Consider the following 22,102-nt stretch of genomic DNA (forward strand, 5'->3'; position numbering starts at 1 on the left):
GCACCTAATCTATGCTTGTCGATTACTGATCGTGCAGAGTCGCCAGCGTTGCTCGCCCGTACCTCAAAAGCCGTCGACACCTGCACTCTCCCCCAAATAACTCATATTATTGCGCAGGCTTAGGGCCTGCGTGTCGGTCCAAACTTGCTTGATGCGCGAGGCATTCCTGCTTTGTTCCACTCACGCCTGCGCTGCGCCATCCAGCAGGGGGCTCGCGCACTGCGGGCCAAATGGAATATTGATCTTCACGGTTGAAGACAACGTTGTAAACCGTGTGGTCGGCTTCTTCATTTGGACACGTGAAATACTTTCCTATCGCATACGGGCGCCGACGGGATCGTGACCTAGAACACATAATTGCCGAAGTCAAGCGTCGCCCGACTCTCGTCACCGTCGCAATCTTGCGCCCGATTCCCGCCGCGACGTAGCTTCCCGCCGCGGCGTAGCTCTGGACCCGTACTGTCGCTGCTCATCGTGTCCCGCGTCGGGTCGGTGAAGATCGCGGCCATGTGATCGCCAGCGTTCTCCGTTCACCGCTGGCACCACGCCGATCTGGGCCGCGCTCGCGTCCGCGGCGTAGACATCACGCCCACCGGAAAGTCGGCGTGCTGAAGGAGCCCGTTTATCCGGGGCACGCGCAAGCGGAACCACCTCCGCGGACCTCCGTTCGCCATCCTGCACGAGGAGGCGGTCGAGCGAGCGTCCCTGTGAACGAGCTCGCTCACCATTTCCCAGGCCGGCGCCTCGCGCCCCTCGACGGTGAGCCCGTTGTCGCTGCCCTGGCAACAAGACGACAGGGCCCCGCCGACTGCCGTGGTGCGGAACGCGCGATATCAGGGGGGGACGCCGGTCACACCGAGACGCGGACACACACGTGGATGGTGGCGCCGAGGCGAGACAGAGCGGCGACGACGCGAGGGTTGGTGTCCGCGGGGATGAAGATGTCGAGGGACCGCTCCCGGGCGCGCGCGATCACCGCCGCGGCGAGCGCGGCGTTGCCGCCGGTGGCGGCGCGAGTCCTGGTCATGCCGCGGGGGGTGACCGTGGCATGCGTCGATGCGTCGGCCCGCCCTCCGTGACGAGGACGAGGACGCGACTTCGTTCGGTCAGCCCGACCGTCTCGCGCAGGCGAGGCTCGAGCGCGACGGCAGCGAGCCCCGCGAGCCCAGCGGCCCCGGCGGGGCCAGCATCGATACCGGCTGCCGCGAGGTGAGCTTGGGCCCACGGCAAGTGGTCATCGGGAATGGCGATGGTCGCCGCGAGCCCGGCGAGCAAGGTCGGCCACGCCGCAGGCGACGGAGCGCCGCAGTTCAGGCCAGCCATCGCCGACGCAAATGGCCCGGGGATGCTCGTCGGCTCCCCTCGCTCGATCGATGCAAACGCGCATGCAGCGCGCTCGGGCTCGACGCCGAGAACCTGCGTGGTCGCGACGCCGGCCGCGCGCGCCCGGTAGTGGCGGACTGTCGCCTCGGCGAGCGAACCGACTCCGATCTGGACGAGCACGAGATCGGGCGCCGATTCGCCTTGCGCGGCGAGCTGCTCGTCTATCTCGGCGAAGAGGGTCCCGTAGCCCTGGGTGATCCACCGCGGAACCTGCTCGAGGCCAGGCCAGGCAGCGTCCGAGAGGATGAGCGTCTTGTCGCTGTCGCTCATGGCCGACGCGAGGGCGTCGTCGTAGGTCCCGTCCACGCTCACGAGCTCCGCACCCTGCGCGGTGATCGCGGCGCGGCGCCACTCCGCCATCGTGGATGGGACGTGGATGCGCGCGGGCAGCCCGAGCCTCTTCGCCATGAAGGCGACCGCCTCCCCGTGGTTGCCCTCCGTCGCCGCGACAACGGTTGGCAAATCGTCTCGGGTGCGGTGCACCAATGCCTCGAGCGTCGTCGGCATCAGCGGCGCGGAGAGAGCGCGCGCCGCGCCCCAGGAGGCCCCTAGCACCTTGAACGACCCCAGCCCCATGCGACCGCTCTCGTTCTTCGCCCACACCTGCGCGATCCCGAGCTCGGCCGCCGCGCGGGGCAGAAGAACGAGGTCGGTGGTCTGGTACTCCGAAAAGGAGGCGTGGAATGCGCGGGGGTCACCGGGCTCGCGCGCAGGGTCGATGTACGGGAGAGCGTGGCGATTGACGATGACCCGGGTAGCCATGTCAGAGCTCGCGCCCGAAGCCAGCCGCCTTCGCGTGGGCGAGGAAGTGCGTACCCAGCGCGACGTCGAAGACCGCCATGCCCATCGGGTTGAACATGACCACGCCATCGGACCGACCGCGGTCGTCGCTCGACGGCAATCCGGAGCGCGCGACCTCCGCGAGCGGGATCGTCCCCTCGCGGGCGAGACCGTGGCTCTTCTGGAATGCTTCGATATCGGTGTTCTCGCGAGCGACCTCGTCCCAATCGTCGACCACGATCCCGCCCTGGAAGTAGGGGAACGTCACGGGAAGATAGTCGCGGAGGGACACGTTGAGGTGCAACGAGCCGGGACGCGGCGCGCGGTCGATGTAGCGCTCCGAGGACACGGTGCAGGTCATAAAGACGTCGGCGCCGTCGTACGCCTCCTGCCATGAGCCGACGCTGCGCGCGGGTCGGCCTCCCGCGCACGCGGAGACCTCTTCGCGCGAAGGCGCCCGGAGATCGTAGACGACCACCTCTTCGAGGCGGTCGCCGAGGAGGCTCGAGACCATGCGAACGTGATGCCGTCCGATCGGGCCAAACCCCGTCACGCCCACGCGCAACGGTCCGGCGCGCCGGGCCAGCCACTTCTTCAGGATATACCCGCTCACGCCGGCCGTCCGCAGCACGCTGAGCAGGGCGCCGTTGATGATACAGGTCGGCGCGCCGGTGTCGGCGTCGTTAAGGACGAGGACGGAGTGGGCGCGCGGGAGGCCGCGGTCGAGGTTGCCCGGGAAGCTCGCGATCCACTTCAGGCCGGCTGCATTGCTATCGCCGCCGACGAACGCTGGCATCGCGATGATGCGGTTCTTCGGGTTCCGGTAGCGCAAGTAGGGCTTCACCGGCTGGGCGAAGTCGCCGCTGGCGAGGCACGCGACCGCGGAGTCGATGACCGCGATGGTGTCATCCCACGCGTCTACATAGGGAGAGAGATCCTTGTCGTCGAGGTAGAGCATCGTTCGACTCCAGGCAGAGGTCAGGGTGGCGGGGGGACGTTCGAAGAGGCGATGAAGTTCGCGTACCACGACGGGCTGTAGATGGTGTCGAGGTAGCGCTCTCCGCGATCCGCGAAGATGGTCGCGACGACGACATCGTCTGCGGGGACGTTGGTCCTGAAATGACGCTTCACCGCGGCGAGGACCGAGCCCGACGAGCCACCGGCGAAGATGCCGTACTCGCTGTAGAGCTCGCGGCACGCCTTCACCGTGGTGGCCTCGTCGATGAGGATCACCTGGTCGATCTTCGCGGTCTCTATGAGCGCGGGCCGGATGCTCGAGCCGATGCCGGGGATGAACCGCGGGCGAGGCGTGTCGCCGAAGATCGCCGAGCCGACGCTGTCGACGGCGATGACCTGCACCTTGGGGCGCAGCTCCTTCACGCGTCGCGACACACCCGCGATCGTCCCGCCCGAGCTGACGCCGAGGAACACGTAGTCGAGGCGGGGCGCAGCGGCGCACATCTCCTCCGCCAGCGTCGTAGAATAGGCCTCGGCGTTGAGCGGATTGGCGTACTGGTTGATCCAGTAAGTGTCGGGCTCGCGCGCGAGGATCTCTTGGACCTTGGCGAGGCGTGTCTTCAAGAACCCGCCTGCATCGTCCGGCTCGGTCACCCTGATCAACTCGGCATGCGAGGCCCTGAGAATCGCTTCATTCGCAGGGGTGATGCGCGGGTCGATGACGCAGCAGAACTGGAGCCCGCGGTAGTGGGCATACGCGGCCAGGGCAATTCCGAAATTGCCCGAAGACGACTCGATGAGCCGCGAGCCGCGCTTCAGGCGGCCTGTTGACAGCAGCCTATCGATGATGAAGGCAGCTGCACGATCCTTGACGCTACCAGTCGGATTCGTGAACTCGAGGTGCGCCTGGATATGCACGCGTGGAAGGTTCGGCAAATCCAAGCAAATGACGGGAGTGCCGCCGATAGCTTCGAGCAAATGGCTTCGAGTTTTCGTCATCGAAAAATCAATCGTGGTTTGATCTGAACGACCGACGCTCGGACATCGAGTAAACGACAGAACCTCCGCCGTGTCAACCGGCGCATGGGGCGAGCCCGATGGCACGCGCGTTCCTGTGCATTCCCGAGGGCGCAGGGGAGCCGTACGGGCAACGACGTCAGAATCCTGCGCCCGTTGCCGCCGGAGCTCTTTACCGCGGATCTTGCGAAACAAGGCCGCTGAGCCGGAAGCGGTGTCGGGTCCGGAGGCGTTGGGTGCCAGTTCGTCTCACGAGCTCGCCGGCGTCGCGAGGCCGACGCACTCTCCTCGTGGACGAGCTTCACCTCACCTTCGATGAAGGGACGGACCCCGCTTACGTCGCCGCCTTGGCGCGGGCGTTCCGCGCGTGCTGACGCTGCCGCCGAGCGCTCGGGTCTATCTGTCGCTGGTGTTCTTGTGCCGCAGGATCGTGTGCGCGGCCGGCGTCAGCAGCGCGCGCAGATACGCGTTGCCTTGTTTGATGATCGAGCCCAGCCGCCGCTTGTCGCGCCCGCCGGAGGCGTCCTCCAAGGGAACCAGGCCCAGGTAGGAGGCGAGCTGGTGGGCGTGGCGAAAGCACTTGGGGCTGCGCGCGCACCTCTTCGGTGAGAACCAGCTCAGCCTTCGGTCGTCGTCATCTCCGGGACGCTTGAGCGGCGAGTTGCTCAAGATACTGCTGCGCCATTTGCGCCACGCCATTCGGCGTGACAAAGAAGCCGGCGATCGAAACCCGTACGTGATTGCCCGCAGCGGGCATGACTTTTGAGATCATGTGCGGTGTTCCACCTGCAAGAAATACGAGCCGGTTCGGCTTCGGCATGACGAAGCGCCCCATCCCAGGGCAAAAGAGAGCGTCATTTTCATGTCGATTATCAAAGGTGTGGAGACGCGAAGGCGTGGCAAGTACGTTCGCGGGCTCGGTAGTCCCTGACGGTCGGTCGGCAACGAGCAGCTCGCCGCCCCAGAGCACGTTCCACTCGGGGTGCGCGTAATAGATCATGGCGCCCGAATACGGCCCTGCGTCGTGGTGCCAGGAGACTCCAGTGCCCACTGGGTAGACGAAGGGACTAGCAGTGATGCCAGCCCAGGCATGCCCCTCTTTTCCGATGAGGTTTTCGACTGTGGCGCAGCGCGCCTTGGCTGCTTTGAGCAGAGAATCGACCGGCGTACGGGTTGGGTAGAACTTGAGTGGCGCTTTGCTCAGGTCGATGCCAGGCGGAATCAAACCATCGATAGGCACTGACGGCCACGCAAAGGTCGTCCCCTTGAGTGGTTCGCCGTCGCCAATGCGCCACACGGGCTGTCGACCGCCATCGTGCACGCTCGCATAGACTTCGTTCTGGCAAAAGGTCCAGAGCTCAGCGAATTGGTCCTGCGGCAACACATCGTCAAAAATCGCGATTTCGTTGTCGGCGTAAGTGGCCTTCATGCTTGACTAGCCTCAGCTGATTGTTTCTCGTATCACATCGCTTTCGCGCGTGCAACCGCTTTGGGTGCAGTTCCTATTTGCAATGGAGTTTCGAGCAGTTGTCGTAAGTCGCGTGTAGATGGCCAGGTGGATCCACGCTTTTTTTTAACCATCAAGTCGCCCCCCTCCGAGATTCACGCCATTCAGTGTCGCAAGGACGCCAGTGTTGAATTGACGGATCCATCGGTGAACTGTCGCGCGTTGAAGTCTGGATCCGATCCGCGATCTCCGGGGCATCCCGCCCGCCACAGGCATTCAACCTGACGCATCGCCTCAAGTTACACCGATAATTTCGCGGATGAACGTATGCGCTCGGAGGACCTCCGCGCGGGCATCGATGAGCACGGCAAGCCGTTCCTCCCTCATCCGGGGGACGGCTATGTACCAGTAGCAGCCCTGGTTGTAGAGCGACATGGTGCGAGGTTGATCACCGGAGCCGCAGGCGGAGGACCATCCCGGTCCACGCTCGGCTTCTGCCGCGGCCTGTACGACTCTCCCTCGATCGCCAGGTCGTAGGCGTTGTTCTTGAGCCCGTCGATCGCGCTCTGCGCGAGCAGGGGGTCGTCGAACGTCGCGGTCCAGTCGGACGTGTCGCGGTTGCTGGTCACGATCGTCGACGCGCGCGCGTTGCGCTCGACGAACATCGGGTAGACGTCGCGGCTCTCCTCGCGCGTCATTGGCTCGAGCGCGAGGTCGTCGATGATGAGCACGTAGACCGTGCGCTTCGTCACGCCCGACGACCGCCACCGCGGTCGCGACGGCGCGCTGCTCGCCGCCCGCCACGCCCTCGACCAGCGGGCCCGCCGCAAGACGCCCCGGCGCTGGACCGGCCAGACACGCAACTGGACGCCCATCGGCCCCGTGACCCTCGACCCTCACAGTCACGAGGCCCAAGCGCTCAAGAGGATGTGACCGAGTCAACGGACAACTATCTTGATACCCATCGACCGCTGGTGTACCGCATGATGCCGATCCCGGAGATGGGCCGGCAGGTGAACTACGGCGCGGCGATCGTCACGCTGCTGCTGGTCCCCGGTCGCGTTTGCAGGCATCTGTACCGCAGGAGGAGACCCCGATGGTCATCGAGCTGACCCCGAGCTTCGTGGTGATCGACCCGCGCTTCCGCAAAGTCGCGCTACCGCACGTGCACGTCGACAAGCTGTACACGGGCTGCCGCTGGGCGGAGGGGCCGGCGTGGTTCCCGGCGGGGCGCTATCTCGTCTGGTCGGATATCCCGAACGACCGCATGATGCGCTGGGACGAGACGGACGGCTCGGTCTCGGTGTTCCGTCAGCCCGCGATGAACGCCAACGGCCACACGGTCGACCTGCAGGGCCGCCTCGTCTCCTGCGAGCACCGCGGCCGCTGCATCTCGCGCACCGAGCACGACGGCTCGCGCACCGTGCTCGCGTCGCACTTCGACGGCAAGCGGCTGAACTCGCCGAACGACGTTGTCGTGAAGTCCGACGGCAGCATCTGGTTCTCCGACCCGAGCTACGGCATCGACAGCGACTACGAAGGCGACGCGTCGCCGAACGAGCAGGGCGCGCAGCGGGTCTACCGCATCGACCCGAGCTCCGGTGCCCTGACGGTCGTCGCGGACGACTTCGTGCAGCCCAACGGCCTCGCCTTCTCGCCGGACGAGTCGCTGCTGTACATCGCCGACACCGGCGTGACGCACGCGGCGGACGGCCCGCACCACGTGCGCAGGTTCCGCGTCAACGCGGACGGCACGCTGGCCGGCGGCGAGGTGCTCGCGACCTGCCCGGTGGGCGTGTACGACGGCTTCCGCGTCGACGTGCACGGCAACCTGTGGCTGTCGGCCGGCGACGGCGTGCACTGCCACGCGAGCGACGGCGCGCTGCTCGGCAAGGTGCTCATCCCCGAGACGGTGGCCAACGTCTGCTTCGGCGGCGCCAAGCGCAACCGCCTGTTCATCTGCGCAACGACCTCGCTGTACGCGGTCTACCTGAACACCCGCGGCGCCGGGCGCTAGCGAGCAGCGATGTCCGCGGTCCAGGAGGGCCGGATCGGACGCCGCTCCACGGCCTCGGCGTGCCCAGGGCCTGGCGATCCGCCGCTGGATGCGCCTGGCGCCGCGCCCGAAGGCCCCTTGGAACCGGTCATCATCCCTCCTGATGCTGTCGGCCGTAGACCAGCAGCATGGCGATGATCACGGCGCCGTAGATGATCTGGCGGCCGGCCTCGGGCATCTGCAGCACGCTGAGCATGCTCTGGAGCAGCACGAGCAGGATGGTGCCGAGGACGGTACCGAGGTACGTCCCGCGCCCGCCCATGATGTTGGTTCCGCCGATCACCACCGCGGCGATGGCCGGCATGAGGTAGTCGTTGCCCATGGCCTGGTAGGCCTTGTGCGAGAAACCTGCCAGCAGCAACCCGGTGATGGCGGAGCACACGCCGCTCATCACGAAGGCGCCGATCAGCACCAGGTGCGTTCTGACGCCCGAGAGGTAGACGGCCTGCTCCTGGTTGCCCACGGCATAGATGTAACGACCGAGCGCGGTCTTCTTCAGCACGAAGGTGACGACGCCGCCGACGAAGATCCAGACGAACAGCGAGTTCGGGATGGAGAGCGTCCTGCCCACGGCCAGGACCTCCATCCACGCCGGTGCCTCGCTGCGCGGCGCGAAGCCGCCGGTGTAGAGCACCATCAGCCCCTGAAGCACGGTGTTCGTGCCCAGCGTGAAGATCATCGAGGGCACGCGCAGGGTCGCGACGCCGAGCCCGTTCACCAGACCCGCGGCGGCGCCGACGGCCAGGCCGCAGGGCAACGCGGCCCAGCCGCCGACCCCCGCGGCCAGCATGGCGCTCGAGGTGAGCACCCACGGCAGCGAGAGATCGATGTGACCGAGCAGGATCACGATCATCATGCCCGTGGCGGCCACGCCCAGGAAGGCTGCGATCTGCAGCTGTTGCAGGATGTAGTACGGGTTCAGGAAGCTCAGCGTGCCCTGCGTGATCAGCGTGGCGATCGAGCCGCCCACCAGGACGACGCCGATCGACAGCAGCGCATACCGGGTCGGCCTGTCGATCTCGCCGATACGGCTCTTGAGGGAGAGGAGCTGTCGCATCGAGCTCACCTGAAGACGTGCAGCCGGTTCTTGACGCGCACGACCCAGAGCGCGCCGAGGCAGACGGCCGCGAGCAGGATGAGGCCCTCGAACAGCGGCTGGTAGAGCGGGTTGGCGAGGAGGCCGAGCGCCGAGCCCTCGTCGAGGACGCGGAAGTTGAAGGCGACGGAGCGGAGCACCAGCGCGCCGAAGAGCGATCCTATGGCGCCGCCGACGCCTCCGTACAGCGAGGTGCCCCCGATCACGACGCTGGCGATGGAGTTCAGCGTGTAGGAGCCGGCTTGTGGGATGTCGGCGTTGCCCGACGTCGTCTGCAGCGCGAGGTAGAGGCCGCCGACGCTGGCGAAGAACCCCGACAGCGTGTACGCGGCCAGCTTGACGCGCTTGATGCGGACGCCCGACATGTACGCCGCCTCCGGCGACGCGCCGACGGCGTAAGCGCCGAGGCCGTATCGGGTGCGGCGGTAGTAGGCCCAGAGCAGCGCGAGCAGCGCCATCCAGATCGCGGGCGACGGGATCTTGCCGACGAAGCCGAGCGCGCCGTCGAGGGGGGCGGCGCCCGCGGCCTGCAGCAGCTCGTCGACATCGAAGGTGGCCGCGAACGCCAGATCGCCGTCGACCTGGCCGCCGGGCGTCGGTCTCAGGAACAGCGCGATGCCGAGGAAGATCGTGCCCGAGGCCAGGGTGGCGATGATCGGTTGCAGACGACCGTAGACGACGAGGCAGCCGTTGAGCAGGCCCGCCGCCATGCCCACGGCCAGGCACAGCAGGATGCCCAGGAGATTCGTGAGCGCGCCGCCGGCAAGGACGTGCGAGGCCACGCAGTTGACGAGCGTGATCACCGCGCCCACCGACAGATCCAGGCCGCCGGTCAGCACGGGGATCGTCTGGGCCATGGCCGCCGCCACCAGCACGAACGACTCGTTGGCGTTCTGCCCCAGGAGCGACGCGCTGAAGCCCTTGGGATGGGACACCGAATAGAGCCCGTAGAACAGGATGCACAGACCGACGGCCACGAGCAGGCCCTGGTTCTGGCGCAGGAGGAGCTTCCAGTCCTTCATCGTGCCTCTGTCATCGTGCCTCTGTCATCGTGCCTCTGTCACCGTGCGTCTGATGGCGCGCGTTCGTCTTCGCGCTTCGCGCGCTCGGGCCCGCCGCGCAGACCGAGGGCCAGGTCCAGGATGTTCTTCTCGGTGATGTCGGGGCCCACGAGCTCGCCCTGCACGCGGTTCCGGTACAGGACGAGCACGCGGTCGCAGCAGCCGATCAGCTCGTCGTAGTCCGTGGTGTAGAAGAGGATGGACGTGCCGCCGTCCGCCAGCTCGCGGAGCAGCTGGTAGATCTCTTGCTTCGTGCCGACGTCGATGCCGCGGGTGGGATCGTTGAGCATCAGCAGCCGCGGCTCCGTCATCAGCCACTTGGCCAGCACGACCTTCTGCTGGTTGCCCCCGGACAGCGACGACACCGGGTGGTCGAGCGAGCCGATCTTGATCTGGATGCGGCGCACCATCTCGTCGATGCGCGCGGCCTCGCGCCGGCGGTCGAGCACCAGGCCGCTCGTGAGCTTGTCGAGCGACGCCAGCGACAGGTTCGCGGCGATGGCCATCGGCAGCATCAGGCCTTCGGTCTTCCTGTCCTCGGGCACGAGGGCGATGCCGTGCGCACGGCCCTTGGCCTGGCGCGGGCTCGTCAGCTTGACCGACCTGCCGTCGAGCTTGATCTCGCCGCGCACATCCTTGAGCACACCGAACAAGCTGAGCAACAGCTCGCGCTGCCCCTGGCCGTCGAGCCCGCCGATGCCGAGGATCTCGCCCTTGCCGAGCTTGAACGACACGCTCTCGAGCTGCTGCTCCCAGCTCAGGTCGCTCACCTCGAGCAGCGTCTCCGGGAAGCTGCGGGCCGCCGGCTTCGGCGGGAAGACATGACCCATGTCACGGCCGATCATGAGCTCCACGATCTGGTCGTCGCTGCGCTGGCCCTTCGCGAAGGTCTCGATGTGTCGACCGTTGCGGAAGACCGACAGCACGTCCCCGAGCTCCCTGATCTCGTGCATGCGGTGCGAGATGTAGAGCATGCCGACGCCCTGAGCCTTGAGCTCGGCCAGGAGGTCGTAGACCTTCTTGACGTCGCTGCTGGTCAGCGCGGAGGTGGCCTCGTCCAGGATCAAGAGCCGCGGGTCCTTGCCGAGCGCCTTCGCGATCTCGACCATCTGGCGGCGCGAGAGCGGCAGGTCGCTCACCCAGGCGTTCGGGTTCACGCCCTCGCAGCCGACGCGCGCCAGGAGCTCCTCGGCCCTGCGGACCTGCGCCTTGCGATCGAAGAGCCCCAGGCGGTTCGTCGGCATGGTGATGCCGATGTTCTCGGCCACGGTCAGCGTCGGCATCAGGGACAGCTCCTGAAAGACGCAGACGATGCCGGCGGCGTTCGCCTCGATCGGGTGGTCGAACCGGACCGGCTTGCCGTGGAGCAAGAGCTCCCCGGCGCTCGGCTTGACCACGCCGCCGATGATCTTGATCAGGGTGCTCTTGCCCGCGCCGTTCTCGCCGAGGATCGCGTGCACCTTCCCCGCCTCGCAGGCGAAGTCGACGCCGCTCAGGGCGGTGACGCCGCCGTAGCGCTTGGAGACGGCCCGGAGCTCGAGAAGCGGAGGGCTCACCGGTTCGGTCATGATGCTGGGGCACCCGCGGGGCGCTACTTCATGTCCACTCGACGTCTGCTCGACGTCTGCTCGACGTCTGCTTGACGTCTGCTTGACGTCTGCTTCACGTCTACTTCACATCGGACTCCGACTCGTTCATGATCTTCACGCCCGAGATGTTGACCCCGCAGGGCGGGAACTCGTTGGTCGTGAAGAAGTTGTCGGAGAGCTCGGAGAAGAAGCTCTCGCCGTCCTTCAGCGTTGTGTGATCGGCGGCGGGGATCGGCACGGAGATCATCTGCGGCAGCACCTTGCCTTGCAGGCCCTCGAGCGCCGCCTTCATCGCGATGGCCGCGAGCCCCGGCGACTGGCCGAGCGACAGGCCCTTCATGCCCTGTTCGTGGTGCTTCGCGATCAGCTTGCGCACGCCGTTCTCGGCCTCCGTGGCGACCGGGATCGGCTTGTGTCCGGCGTCGAGCAGCGCGCGCACGGCGCCCGTCGAGCCGCCCTGCGCGAAGAGCGCGTCGAACTGGCGGTGCACGGCCAGCGCGTCGGCCACCGCCTTCTGAGCCTTGCCGTCGTCCCAGCTGCCCACCACCTCCACGATGGTGTAGCTCTTCCCCGGCGCTTCCATGACCTGGCGGAAGCCGACGTGGCGGTCGCGATCGACGGAGTTGCCCTGCAGGCCGCGGACCTCGAGCACCTTGCCCTTCCCACCGAGCTGCTTGTCGAGGAACTCGCCCCACTGGCGCCCCATCGCCAGCTGGTCCTCGTTGACCTGCATCACCTTGTCGGTGTCGAGCACGTTGTCGAACGGGACCAGGATGACGTCCCTCTTGTCAGCGAGCCGGATCACGCGATCGAAGCCGTCGGGGCTGACGGCGAGCGTGACGATGGCGTCGAAGCCCTGGTTGATGAAGTCCTCGATCGCGCCGAGCTGGGCCGCGACGTCGGTGCCCGTCGACACCACCTTGAACTCCTTGATCAGCGGCGCGATGGCCGGGTCCTTGGCGAAGGCCTTGGCCGTCTTGACCATCTGGATGCGCCAGGCGTTACCGACGTAGCCGTTGACGAGCGCGAGGCGGAACGGCGGCTTCCGGGCCGTCCACTGCAGATACTTGGTGTCCTGCTTCCACGGCGCGAAGCACTCCGGGTTATGACCGGGCCCTGGCACGACCTTGGGCCCTTGCCCGCTCGGCGCCCGCTCGGCCGCGGCGCTGGCGGAGCCTTCTGCTGCCTGCGTGGCGTCGGGCTTGCCCTTGCAAGCAGAGAGACCCCAGAGCCCGAGCGCGCAGCTCAACACCGCCGCTGCGCGCCGCGCCGCTCCACGTGACTTCAACTGGCCAATCGACATCGTGCCGCTACCTTTCGAGCAAAGAGACGTGGTCGGATGGAGACCTCTACGGCCCATCACGCGTCGTCAGGTCCTCGTCCTCACGAGCTGCGAGGCAATGTCGGCGTTCCGCCGCATCGCTCACGGCAAAAGCACTGGGGTACAAACGATTCGTAATTGGCGAGCGACGGTGTCGCGCGTCATTCCCGGGGCACCGCGCGGATCTCGCGAGCGCCCTCGAAATTCAATGACGTGATCGGCGACGCTCGTGGGGCCTACCACGAGAGATGTTCTGGTTTCGGAGCCCAGGAAATCCAAACGCGATCCGGAAGTCAAGCTCCTCGTGGTGGCCGTCCCATCATACAGCCACGCTGCACGCGCTGGTTGAACCATGAAACCGTGCGCGATCCGCCTTCCTCCTGGAAAAATGAGGCTATATCAAAAGCCTATGTGCCAGAGGAGCTCCGCTCAGCGGCGATGGCGCGACCGAGGAGCCCGATGATGCGCTCCGCATCATAGACGCATCCGCCCCAGCTGCCGCCGCTGGCGTCCTGAAGCGCAGCCCAGAGTCGCGTATCCGCGTTCACACGGCCGTCGGGCTGAAGGGCTGGATTGGCTGAGCGGGCGGCGAGACCGCCGGCATCCACGCCCACGACGTCCACCGTGCCCTCGAGCCTCCGCGTGTCGATCCGGAGCCTCATGCGGTCGCCGTCGCGCACGCGGCCGATGGGGCCACCGGCCCACGCCTCCGGGCTGACGTGGCCTATGCACGCCCCGGTGGAGACGCCGGAGAAACGGCCGTCCGTGACAAGGGCGATGCGGTGCCCGTCCTTCACGTGCTTCAGGGCGGAGGTGATCTGGTAGGTCTCCGGCATCCCGATGCCGGGACCGATGCCGATCAGCACCATCACGTCGCCCGGCTGCACGGCGCCCGTCTTGATCGCCTCGATCGCCGCGTCCTCGCTGCCGAACACACGCGCAGGCCCCTCGTGCAGATAAACGCCGTCCGGTCCGATCACCTGGGGAGCGATCGCGGTGCTCTTCACGAGCGCTCCCTCGGGCGCGAGGTTGCCGCGCAAGAAGGTCACCGTGCTGGTGAGGCCGCGCTCGCGCGCCTTCCCGGGGGACATGATCACGTCGTCCGGGTCGATGCCGTCCAGCTGCTGTAGCTTGTCGCGCAGGCGCCGGCGCCGCTCGCTGCGTTCCCACCACTCGAGGTTCTCACCCAGGGTCCGCCCGCTGACGGTCCGCGCGCCGAGCCGCAGCAAGCCGAGCTCGCGCAGATGAAGCATGACCTCCGGGACGCCGCCCGCGAGGAAGACCTGGACCGTGGCGTGGTGCCGCGGCCCGTTCGGCAACACGTCCACGAGGCGCGGAACGAGCGCGTTGATGCGCGCCCAGTCGTCCACCGTGGGGCGCCGAAGCCCGGCCGCATGGGCGATCGCCGGCACATGGAGCACCAGGTTGGTCGACCCGCCGACGGCGGCGTGCAGCACCATGGCGTTGTGGATCGAGTCGTCGGTGACGATGTCCCGCGTTGTCACGCCACGTCGCTCGAGGGCCATGAGCGCGTGCGCGGAACGGCGGGCGAGGTCGCGCCAGATCTCGGCGCCCGACGGGCTGAGCGCGCCGTGCGGGAGGGCGAGGCCGAGCGCCTCCGCCACGACCTGGCTCGTCGCGGCCGTCCCCATGAACTGGCAGCCGCCGCCGGGGGAGCCGCAGGCGCGGCAGCCCATCTCGGCGGCGTGGTCGAGGCTCACCTCCCCGCGCGCATAGCGCGCCGCGAGGGTCTGGACCTTGGCGGTGTCCTCCGCGTCCTCCGCGAGGAGCGTGACGCCCCCCGGCACGAGCACCGTGGGGAGGTCGAGGGTGCCGGCGAGCGCCATCATCATGGCCGGCAGGCCCTTGTCGCAGGTGGCGACGCCGAGCACGCCGCGGCGTGTGGGCAGCGAGCGTATGAGTCGCCGGAAGACGATGGCGGCGTCGTTGCGGTAAGCGAGGCTGTCGAGCATGCCGACGGTGCCATTGGTCCGCCCGTCGCACGGATCGCTGACGTAGCCGGCGAACGGAATGGCCCCGCTGGCCGTGAACGTGCGGGCTGCCTCCTCCATGAGCAGCCCCACCTCCCAGTGTCCCGTGTGGTACCCGAGCGCGATCGGCGCGCCGTCGGGCGCGCGGATCCCCCCCTGCGTGCTGAGCACGAGGAACTGCTTCCCGGCCAGGCGCGCAGGATCCCACCCCATCCCGGCGTTCTGCGTCATGCCGAACAGCTCGCCGCTGGACATCGCACGGAGCTGCTCGGGCACGAGCGGGAGGCGCCCCGACGGTCCGGGCGCGGTGGTGCGCAGGGTGTAGATCGCCTCGCTGCCAGACTCGAATACCGGGTCGTGGCTCATGCGCGGGGCGGGATGGGGTCGCGGGTGGGGCGGCCGTCGACGAGACGCGATATCCCGAGCGGATTGTCGTCGCGCAGCTCCGGCGGGAGCAGCGCGGGCGGACACGACTGGTAGCAAACGGGACGCGCGAAGCGGACGATGGCCGCGGTTCCAACCGAGGTGAAGCGCACGTCGCTTGTCGCCGGGTACGGCCCGCCGTGGTGCATGGCGTGCGACACCTCCACGCCCGTCGGGTAGCCATTGAAGACGAGGCGGCCCGCGACCCGGCCGAGGACGTCGACGAGGTCCTGGGCGGCAGCGAGATCGTCGTCGGTGCCGTGAAGCGTGGCGGTGAGCTGGCCCTCGAGCGCGCCGAGGAGCTGAAGCAGCTCTCCGCGGTTCGCAGCGGTGACGAGCAGCGTGTAGGGCCCGAAGATCTCGTGCGCGAGGTGCGGCTGCCGCGCGAAGTCGGCGGCGGAGACGCGAGCGACGCGCGCGCCGGCGTCGGTCAGCCACTCCACCCCTTTCAGCTCCCGCACGGCGCGGTCGAACGACTGCTGGATACCGGCGTGCAGCATCACGCCGGGAGCGATGGCGCGGGCTCGGTCGGCGACCGACCGCGCGAACGCGTCCCATTCCGGGGAGGAGAGCCCCAGGACGAGGCCCGGCTTTGTGCAGAACTGGCCGACGCCGAGCGTACACGAGCCGGCCAGCCCTTCGGCGATCGCGTCGCGGCGGTCGCGCAGCGCGCCGGGCAGCACGACGAGCGGGTTGATGCTGCTCATCTCGGCAAAGACGGGGATCGGCCGCGGGCGGGCGGCGGCGGCGTCATAGAGGGCGCGGCCGGCGCGGGTGGACCCGGTGAAGCCCACCGCCTGGATGGCCTCGTGGCGCACGAGCGCGAGCGAGACCTCGGGCGAGGCGCCGTGCACCATGCCGAAGACGCCCGCGGGCAGGCTCGCCTTCTGCACGGCGGAGCGCAGGGCCGAGGCCACGAGGTCGGAGGTGCCGGGGTGCGCCGGGTGGGCCTTGACCACGACCGGGTTGCCCGCGGCGAGGGCGGAGGCGGTGTCGCCGCCGGCAACGGAGAACGCGAGGGGGAAGTTGCTCGCGCCGAAGACGGCGACCGGGCCGATCGGCCGCAGCATGCGGCGCACGTCGGGGCGCGGGAGCGGCTTGCGGTCCGGCAGCGCCGGATCGATCCGCGCATCGACCCAGGAGCCCTCGCGCACGACAGCGGCGAAGAGGCGCAGCTGGCCGGTGGTGCGGCCGCGCTCGCCCTCGAGGCGGGCGACGGGCAGCCCGGTCTCCCTGTGGGCGGTCTGGATCAGGGGATCGCCGAGCGCCATGATCTCGTCGGCGACGGTCTCCAGGAACCGGGCGCGCACCTCCGGCGCGAGGCCGGCGAAGGCCTGCGCGGCGGCGGCGGCGGCGCGGGCGGCGGCGTCGATCTCGTCGGCGGTGGCGTCGCGGTAGGCGCCGAGCTTTTCCCCGGTGGCGGCGTCGTGGGCGAAGAAGTCCATGGGTGCCTCGTCAACCTTGGGATACCGGGTTCGCCAGCGTGCCGACGCCGCGGATCGTGATCTCCACGACGTCGCCAGGCTCCAGCGTGAACGAGTCCGGCGGTACGATGCCGGTCCCTGTCAACAGGACGACGCCCGCGGGGAAGCTCAGCTCGCGCGTGAGGTAGGCGACGAGCTCGTCGGGCGTGCGCCGCATCCTCGCTGTCGAGGTCTCCCCCGCGAACACGGCCTCGCCCCCGCGCTGGATCGCGAGCTGGATGGAGAGCGCGCGCAGATCCAGCCCGGGCTCGTCCGCGAGCGCGATGGCGGGGCCGAGCGCGCAGCAGCCGTCGTAGATCTTCGCCTGCGGCAGGTAGAGGGGATTGTCGCCCTCGATGGACCGCGACGAGACGTCGTTGCCGGCCGTGTAGCCGACGATGCGGCCCGCCGCGGACACGACCAGCGCGAGCTCCGGCTCGGGCACGTTCCAGCTCGAGTCGCGGCGGATTCGCACCGGCGCGCCCGGGCCGGCGACGAGGCGGGGCAGCGCCTTGAAGAACAGCTCCGGGCGCTCGGCGTCGTACACGCGGTCGTAGAAGTCGCCGCCGCCGGCGCTCTCTTCCTTGCGCGCGCTGCGCGAGCGATCGTAGGTGACGCCCGCCGCCCAGACCTCCTGCCCGTCGAGCGGGGCGAGCAGCGGGACGTCGGGCGGGAGGGGGTGGGCCGCGGCGCGCGCGCGCGCGTCGCGCACCGCGCCGAGGGGATCGGGCAAGGCGAGCCACGACGCGACGGACGCGAACGCCTCCGGCGACGCCGCCGTGAGGTCGTGGCGCGCTCCCCGCTCGTCCTCGATCCCGAGGCGCGGCCCGCCACCGCCAGCAAACCGAAACAGCTTCATGTGCGCGACTCCCTGCAGGGCTTGATTGTGTCGCCGCCGCCTCCGCGGGAACACCTCGGATCACCGCGGCTGCGGTGATGAAGGCGAGCCCACAGCCGCGTAGTGCGGACCGCATGATCCACCATCTGCGCGCTATGTAAAGACGCTTTTCGTTCGCGGCTGCCGCTGCGCTCGTGCGCGCCGGCCCAGCCTGCGCCGGACATATCGCCGGAGACCGCCGCGCCTCCCCCCCCGGGAGCCGTGCGCGGTCGACCCGGCCGCGCCGCTCCGGGACATGCGGTGCTCGACCTGTCGGTCACGGTCAGCGAGAACATGCCTGCGAGCTGATTGAGTATCCAGCGACCGCTGGTGCGGGTTTCACGACGGTCGGAAGCGGAAATCAGAGGACACCCACGATGAAACTTTGCGAGCTCGATGAAGGACGTGCGCGATGCGCCGAATCGGACGGCGATGTAGAGCCAGACTACGGAATGGGTCTTCTGCATCCACTCCCGGAGCTCGGCCTCGAGGACGGAGGTGACGGTGCACGCGGTCCTGTGGGCATCGATCGCCTGGTGAACACTGGAGCCCGTCAGTAGGCTGCCGTGCCCACGAGCTCCTTGAACCGCGCAAGGGTCGTGGAACGGCCATGGAGGATGATCTCTGCGGCCCGATCCGAGGTCAGGTGAGCGTCCGCGGTCTGGCTGGCCACGCTCCAGATGTAGACGCTCCCTGTGCTCGCCGGCTCGATGACGATGGGTACCCCAGGGTTCCTTGCGGCCGTCACGAGCGATATCAGTTCCTTCGCGCGGTGCTCGTCGACTCCTGCAAGATGGATCTGATGGACTATCGCGCGAGCGAGCTTGGCGCGGACGCTCAGAGAGAGTGGATGCTGCAGGCTCAGATGGTGTAGACGACGAACCGTTGAGTCCACTTGGGTTCTTGCATCGGCGCCGACGGTACCTTCAGCGCCGGCGGGCAAGGTGGTGAACTTCGACTCCCCCACCGTGATCCGGATTGCCCCATCAGCAAGCTTGACCGAAATCACGTCCCCGAGCTGCCCCGTACTGGCGAGCAGATCGTGATGCTGATCGAGCGAGAGGATGAGCGCCGCTGGATCACGTTTGCGAAGGGCTTCGCCAGTGAGCAGCAAGCCCAGTAGGCCTTCCACCTCGATCGCGGTGACCGCTCCGGCGCATCGCATCGCGAGTCCAGGAGCAAATCCGAGCGCAGCGCGCACGACGGCTTGGGCGCCTAGATCCGCTGCCTCGTCGTCAAGGAGGCTTCGGAGCACAGCCTCCAGACGGATCAGGTCGACCCTCGCGTGCTGCGCGGAGAGACTGGCGCAGACGTGGACAGGACGGCCCCGTTCGCTGCTCGTATAGAAGTCCAACAGGCTCGCCACCTGGCGCCCCGCCTGCTGCACGGCCCTATACAGCGGCTGTCTTGACGCAAGTACCAGCCAATGCGCATTCCCTTGTAGCCGGAGCAGCGGTGCCTCGCACTTGGTCTTGTCGAAAGCGTACCGCTCCCGGAAGACGACGGCGACCTGATGGGACGCGAAGCCTACGGCCGCCGCGACGCTCTGTGATAGCTCGTCTAGGGGGTCGCCGACCGAGAATGAATATTGATGCAAGGCGGGCAGTGCCTCGGCGAAGAGGATGGTGCTGTCCCATGTTCCGGCGCCGACCTTTATTTCGGCGGGGAGCGCATCGAGCGTCGACCGGAACGCATCGATCTCGTCACCCACGACCAGGCTGAGGTGCGCTGGCCCGACAGGTTGATCGGCGCGGCGTACTCGGATCTGAGGGCTAGTCCCCTCTAGGCCGAGCTCGAAGGCACGCCTGCGCTCGTAGCTCTCCTGCACACCGCGCTCGATGGCGGTGCTCTCCCTTGCTGAGAGCGTGGTCACGAGGTCAATATCGGAACGCAGTTGCGGGAATGAATCGAGCAGGGTGTCGATGATCCTCCAGGCCCAGCGTCCGTCGCGGTCGGCCTGCACCCGCAGCCGCAGCCGATCCGCAGCCTCGGGGAAGAGCCCGATGTAGCGCTCCACGGTGCGAACCACGTCGCGTACGCCGATGTGGCCGGCGTCGCTGTCTCGGCCGGAGCCGAGCTTCGAGAACAGACCGAACCTGGAGCCCCCGAGCCAGCCTTCAAAGACCAGAGGTTCCCCCGACCAGAAGCCATAGCAGTGCACTGGCTCCGGGATTCCCCATCGATGGAACGTCTCGTCGAGGTCGTCTAACGCCTCCTCCGGCCACCCCGCGGTCCACATGGTGCCGATGACATCGGCGAGCACATCGTCGGCGATGCCCCGGAGCCTGAGCACGAGGGGGTGGTGCGGTGTCAGCGCCACATGGCGGCACGTCTCCACCTCGAACGCCGAGACCGTACAGGCACGAAGGAGACTTCGCACGTCCTCGACATCCGGCGCCTTGGCTTTCGATGCCGGCAAGGACGAAAGCTCGTCGAACTCCTCGCTCAGTCGCACCATCTCCTCGAAATTTTTCTCCTGACGTGTCTTCCGAATCTGCTCCAACAGGTACGTCTTCCGCCGCTCCTGCTCGGCGGCCGCAGCGCTCGATTGTGCCGCCCGGACAGCGTGTGCCCATGCATTCACCCACGCGCGTGCTGCGGTCGGGATGGGCGCCACGAGGAACACGGCGTTCCACCCGGCCTCCTGGCCGAGCGCCTTCACGTAGTCGCTCCACGCCTGGCACACCGACTGCATACGCTGTGCCTCGCCGGAGGCTGTGTAGTGCGCCTTGTCGAGCATGCTGTTGATCAGACGGAGCCCGGTCGGTAGCCCCTCGCCGAACGTCCGCTTCCAGGACGTGAGCGTATCGGGCCGCGTTGCGGCGATGAGCCCCCTCTCGCGTGGAGGCCAGACGAGCTCGATCGTCCCGATGCTCTCGGCGGGCCCCTTGTTGCTCCTCTGTGCCACGCGGATCAGCATCGCGCTGATCTCCGCCTGAGTATCTTCGTCCTCGTCCTCGTCGCCCTCGTCTGCCGCCAGGGTACGAAGCACCGCGCTACTGCTCAGCCAGCGGTGCAGCTTGTCGAGCGCGTCGCTGCGCCAATCGGTGGACGAGATCTCGATGCTGGTGGTATCCTCACCAGCTTTGCCGTCGAGGGTGAGAACGATTGTATCTTCGCCCTCCTTACCCAGATGCCGCCGAGCACCATCCCTGCGACCGTCGCGCAGCCGCTGCGCGAAGAGCTGCGCCAAGCCGAGAAGCAGCGTCGGCGATCGAATCGCGGCAGGGTCCTGCTTCTCCGCAAGCTTCGCCCACCTTCCCGCGAGGTTGTCGAAGACTTCCGGCTTACGCTCCGCGGAAGCGATCACCAGGGCGAATGCCGCCCGGACGTTTGGATCCGTGATTCCGGCTGGGACCGCGCCGGAAGCGATAGCTCGCATCGCACCTGCGACGTCGCTGGCTGCCCGATTATCACGGGCGACGGCATGGCCCCAAGATTCTAGCGTTTGCTCGAGGCCCGCAATGGCCTCTTCGTTCCCGGAGACAAGCGGTTTCAATGATGCCAGTGTCTCTGCTGCCGCCTTATCGATCGGGTTCTCGCCTGGCCTCCTGCGGCCTCGTGCGATGAGGAGCCCCTTCAAGCCGAGTGACGCGCTGCGGCGGGTCGTGCGATCCGCCCAGAACAGCCAGTCGACCTTGCCGAGTGCCGTCGGGTCACCGTCGTGGCAGAACCGGATGAGGGCCTCTTTGGCAGCGTTCTGATCCGTTTCGCTGAGCTGGATCTGCTGCGCGAGCTGGCCAACACGGTTTTCGATCGTGCTGTTTCCCGCGACGGTGTCGTGCAGGCTCGCGAAATCCATCGCACATTCGATGTTCTCTGCGAGAATGTTCTCCATGGTGTCGATCCAGCCCGGGGTGGGATCCTTCTTGCCGCCAGGCGGCGACCTGGCAGGATCCACCTGAAGGCCGAGCGCGTTCGCGATGGCGGGGAACCTGAACATTGAGAGCTCGGGCAGCGCCTCCCCCCAGCGGCGGACGAGCGCGCCCGGTCGAGCTGCCGGCGTGATGGTTCTCCACTCCGGGTCCGGAATCGTCGCGGCCAGCAGATAGCGCGCATAATTCTCGATGCTCGAAACCAGCGGGATCGACCGCTGGCGCCCTCCGTATCGCTCTCGGAGGCACGTGAGCATGGCCTGCCACGCCGCGCGAAGGTGATACGCTGCGCGATGCTGATCTTTTTCTTGAGGCCAGGCCTGCGCTGCCTCGTCGCAGCGTGCCTGGATCGATTCCTCTGCGGGCAGGACAAGGTCGGCGCAGCTCCCCATCACCTCGGGGACGTCGACCGCGCGAATATCCGCAAGGGATTGCGCGTTGCGCTCGTGCCCGCGTTCGCCGGGTAGCCAGAAGAGCACGTAGATCACCGGCGTCCTCGCCGTCACGCCCGCCGGCGGGGCGAGGGAAGCTGGTCGCCCATGGCGCAGCCGGACCGCGTCCGGAGACGCCGAGCTGCGGACGAGATACCAGGCTCGCTCACTGCTCCTGCTTGACAGCTCCTTTCCGACTGCGTCTGCCAGCGCCGCCGTCCCGAAGACGAGCCTCACGTTCACGCGCGGTGGGCTGTTTGGCATGACGAGCCGCTCGGTCCAGCGGCAGATGGCGTCCACGACAATTGCATCGACGTCAGCGATCATGGTGGCCT

At 67.7% G+C, this 22,102-nt stretch carries 18 protein-coding genes; 2 read left to right on the forward strand and 16 right to left on the reverse strand.

The features are described 5' to 3' along the window. Window positions 1-106 precede the first annotated feature (106 nt). From WMF24_RS42615 to WMF24_RS42650, 8 genes are all read right to left on the reverse strand, one after another. On the reverse strand, window positions 107-355 hold the full coding sequence (locus WMF24_RS42615) for an MbtH family protein (RefSeq protein ID WP_437738921.1): 249 nt from the start codon (window positions 353-355) through the stop codon (window positions 107-109). A 495-nt stretch (window positions 356-850) separates the two neighbouring features. Further along, complete coding sequence (locus tag WMF24_RS42620; RefSeq protein ID WP_437733202.1) at window positions 851-1,027, reverse strand: hypothetical protein; 177 nt, start codon at window positions 1,025-1,027, stop codon at window positions 851-853. Beyond that, a complete protein-coding gene (locus WMF24_RS42625) occupies window positions 1,024-2,145 on the reverse strand; it encodes a diaminopropionate ammonia-lyase (protein ID WP_437733203.1) in 1,122 nt (373 codons plus the stop codon). The genes WMF24_RS42620 and WMF24_RS42625 overlap by 4 nt, the downstream gene beginning before the upstream one ends. 1 nt (window position 2,146) lies before the next feature. Then, on the reverse strand, window positions 2,147-3,121 hold the full coding sequence (locus WMF24_RS42630; protein WP_437733204.1) for a 2,3-diaminopropionate biosynthesis protein SbnB: 975 nt from the start codon (window positions 3,119-3,121) through the stop codon (window positions 2,147-2,149). 20 nt (window positions 3,122-3,141) lie between these two features. Continuing rightward, on the reverse strand, window positions 3,142-4,119 hold the full coding sequence (sbnA, locus tag WMF24_RS42635) for a 2,3-diaminopropionate biosynthesis protein SbnA (RefSeq protein WP_437733205.1): 978 nt from the start codon (window positions 4,117-4,119) through the stop codon (window positions 3,142-3,144). Window positions 4,120-4,533: 414 nt separating this feature from the next. Further along, a complete protein-coding gene (locus WMF24_RS42640) occupies window positions 4,534-4,836 on the reverse strand; it encodes a transposase (protein WP_437733206.1) in 303 nt (100 codons plus the stop codon). Then, on the reverse strand, window positions 4,772-5,566 hold the full coding sequence (locus tag WMF24_RS42645) for a hypothetical protein (protein WP_437733207.1): 795 nt from the start codon (window positions 5,564-5,566) through the stop codon (window positions 4,772-4,774). Before WMF24_RS42645 ends, WMF24_RS42640 begins: the two co-directional genes overlap by 65 nt. Before the next feature lie 416 nt (window positions 5,567-5,982). Beyond that, window positions 5,983-6,336 (reverse strand): ATP-binding protein, encoded by a 354-nt coding sequence (locus WMF24_RS42650; protein WP_437733208.1) that lies wholly within the window; start codon window positions 6,334-6,336, stop codon window positions 5,983-5,985. On the opposite strand from WMF24_RS42650, the gene WMF24_RS42655 reads away from it, so the two are divergent. Continuing rightward, a complete protein-coding gene (locus tag WMF24_RS42655; RefSeq protein ID WP_437733209.1) occupies window positions 6,323-6,517 on the forward strand; it encodes a hypothetical protein in 195 nt (64 codons plus the stop codon). The two genes, WMF24_RS42650 and WMF24_RS42655, sit on opposite strands and share 14 nt — an antisense overlap. A 163-nt stretch (window positions 6,518-6,680) precedes the next feature. After that, a complete protein-coding gene (locus tag WMF24_RS42660; protein ID WP_437733210.1) occupies window positions 6,681-7,601 on the forward strand; it encodes an SMP-30/gluconolactonase/LRE family protein in 921 nt (306 codons plus the stop codon). A gap of 130 nt (window positions 7,602-7,731) precedes the next feature. On the opposite strand, the gene WMF24_RS42665 is transcribed toward WMF24_RS42660, so the two are convergent. The 8 genes from WMF24_RS42665 to WMF24_RS42700 form a co-directional block, all read right to left on the reverse strand. Then, complete coding sequence (locus WMF24_RS42665; protein ID WP_437733211.1) at window positions 7,732-8,697, reverse strand: ABC transporter permease; 966 nt, start codon at window positions 8,695-8,697, stop codon at window positions 7,732-7,734. A gap of 5 nt (window positions 8,698-8,702) precedes the next feature. Further along, window positions 8,703-9,758 carry an ABC transporter permease gene (locus WMF24_RS42670; protein WP_437733212.1) on the reverse strand — a complete coding sequence of 352 codons (1,056 nt, stop codon included), beginning with the start codon at window positions 9,756-9,758 and terminating at the stop codon, window positions 8,703-8,705. A gap of 38 nt (window positions 9,759-9,796) precedes the next feature. Then, window positions 9,797-11,365 (reverse strand): sugar ABC transporter ATP-binding protein, encoded by a 1,569-nt coding sequence (locus WMF24_RS42675; RefSeq protein WP_437733213.1) that lies wholly within the window; start codon window positions 11,363-11,365, stop codon window positions 9,797-9,799. Window positions 11,366-11,465: 100 nt separating this feature from the next. Beyond that, the gene (locus WMF24_RS42680) at window positions 11,466-12,674 is read right to left on the reverse strand and encodes a sugar ABC transporter substrate-binding protein (protein ID WP_437733214.1); all 1,209 of its coding nucleotides are present in this window, start codon (window positions 12,672-12,674) and stop codon (window positions 11,466-11,468) included. 440 nt (window positions 12,675-13,114) lie between these two features. Continuing rightward, on the reverse strand, window positions 13,115-15,064 hold the full coding sequence (locus tag WMF24_RS42685) for a YjhG/YagF family D-xylonate dehydratase (RefSeq protein ID WP_437733215.1): 1,950 nt from the start codon (window positions 15,062-15,064) through the stop codon (window positions 13,115-13,117). After that, a complete protein-coding gene (locus WMF24_RS42690) occupies window positions 15,061-16,566 on the reverse strand; it encodes an aldehyde dehydrogenase (NADP(+)) (RefSeq protein ID WP_437733216.1) in 1,506 nt (501 codons plus the stop codon). The genes WMF24_RS42685 and WMF24_RS42690 overlap by 4 nt, the downstream gene beginning before the upstream one ends. Window positions 16,567-16,576: 10 nt before the next feature. Next, a complete protein-coding gene (locus tag WMF24_RS42695) occupies window positions 16,577-17,443 on the reverse strand; it encodes a fumarylacetoacetate hydrolase family protein (protein WP_437733217.1) in 867 nt (288 codons plus the stop codon). A gap of 571 nt (window positions 17,444-18,014) precedes the next feature. Then, window positions 18,015-22,094 (reverse strand): hypothetical protein, encoded by a 4,080-nt coding sequence (locus WMF24_RS42700; RefSeq protein WP_437733218.1) that lies wholly within the window; start codon window positions 22,092-22,094, stop codon window positions 18,015-18,017. Window positions 22,095-22,102: the final 8 nt, after the last annotated feature.

Source organism: Sorangium sp. So ce1335 (assembly GCF_051521615.1).
GTDB lineage: Bacteria > Myxococcota_A > Polyangia > Polyangiales > Polyangiaceae > Sorangium.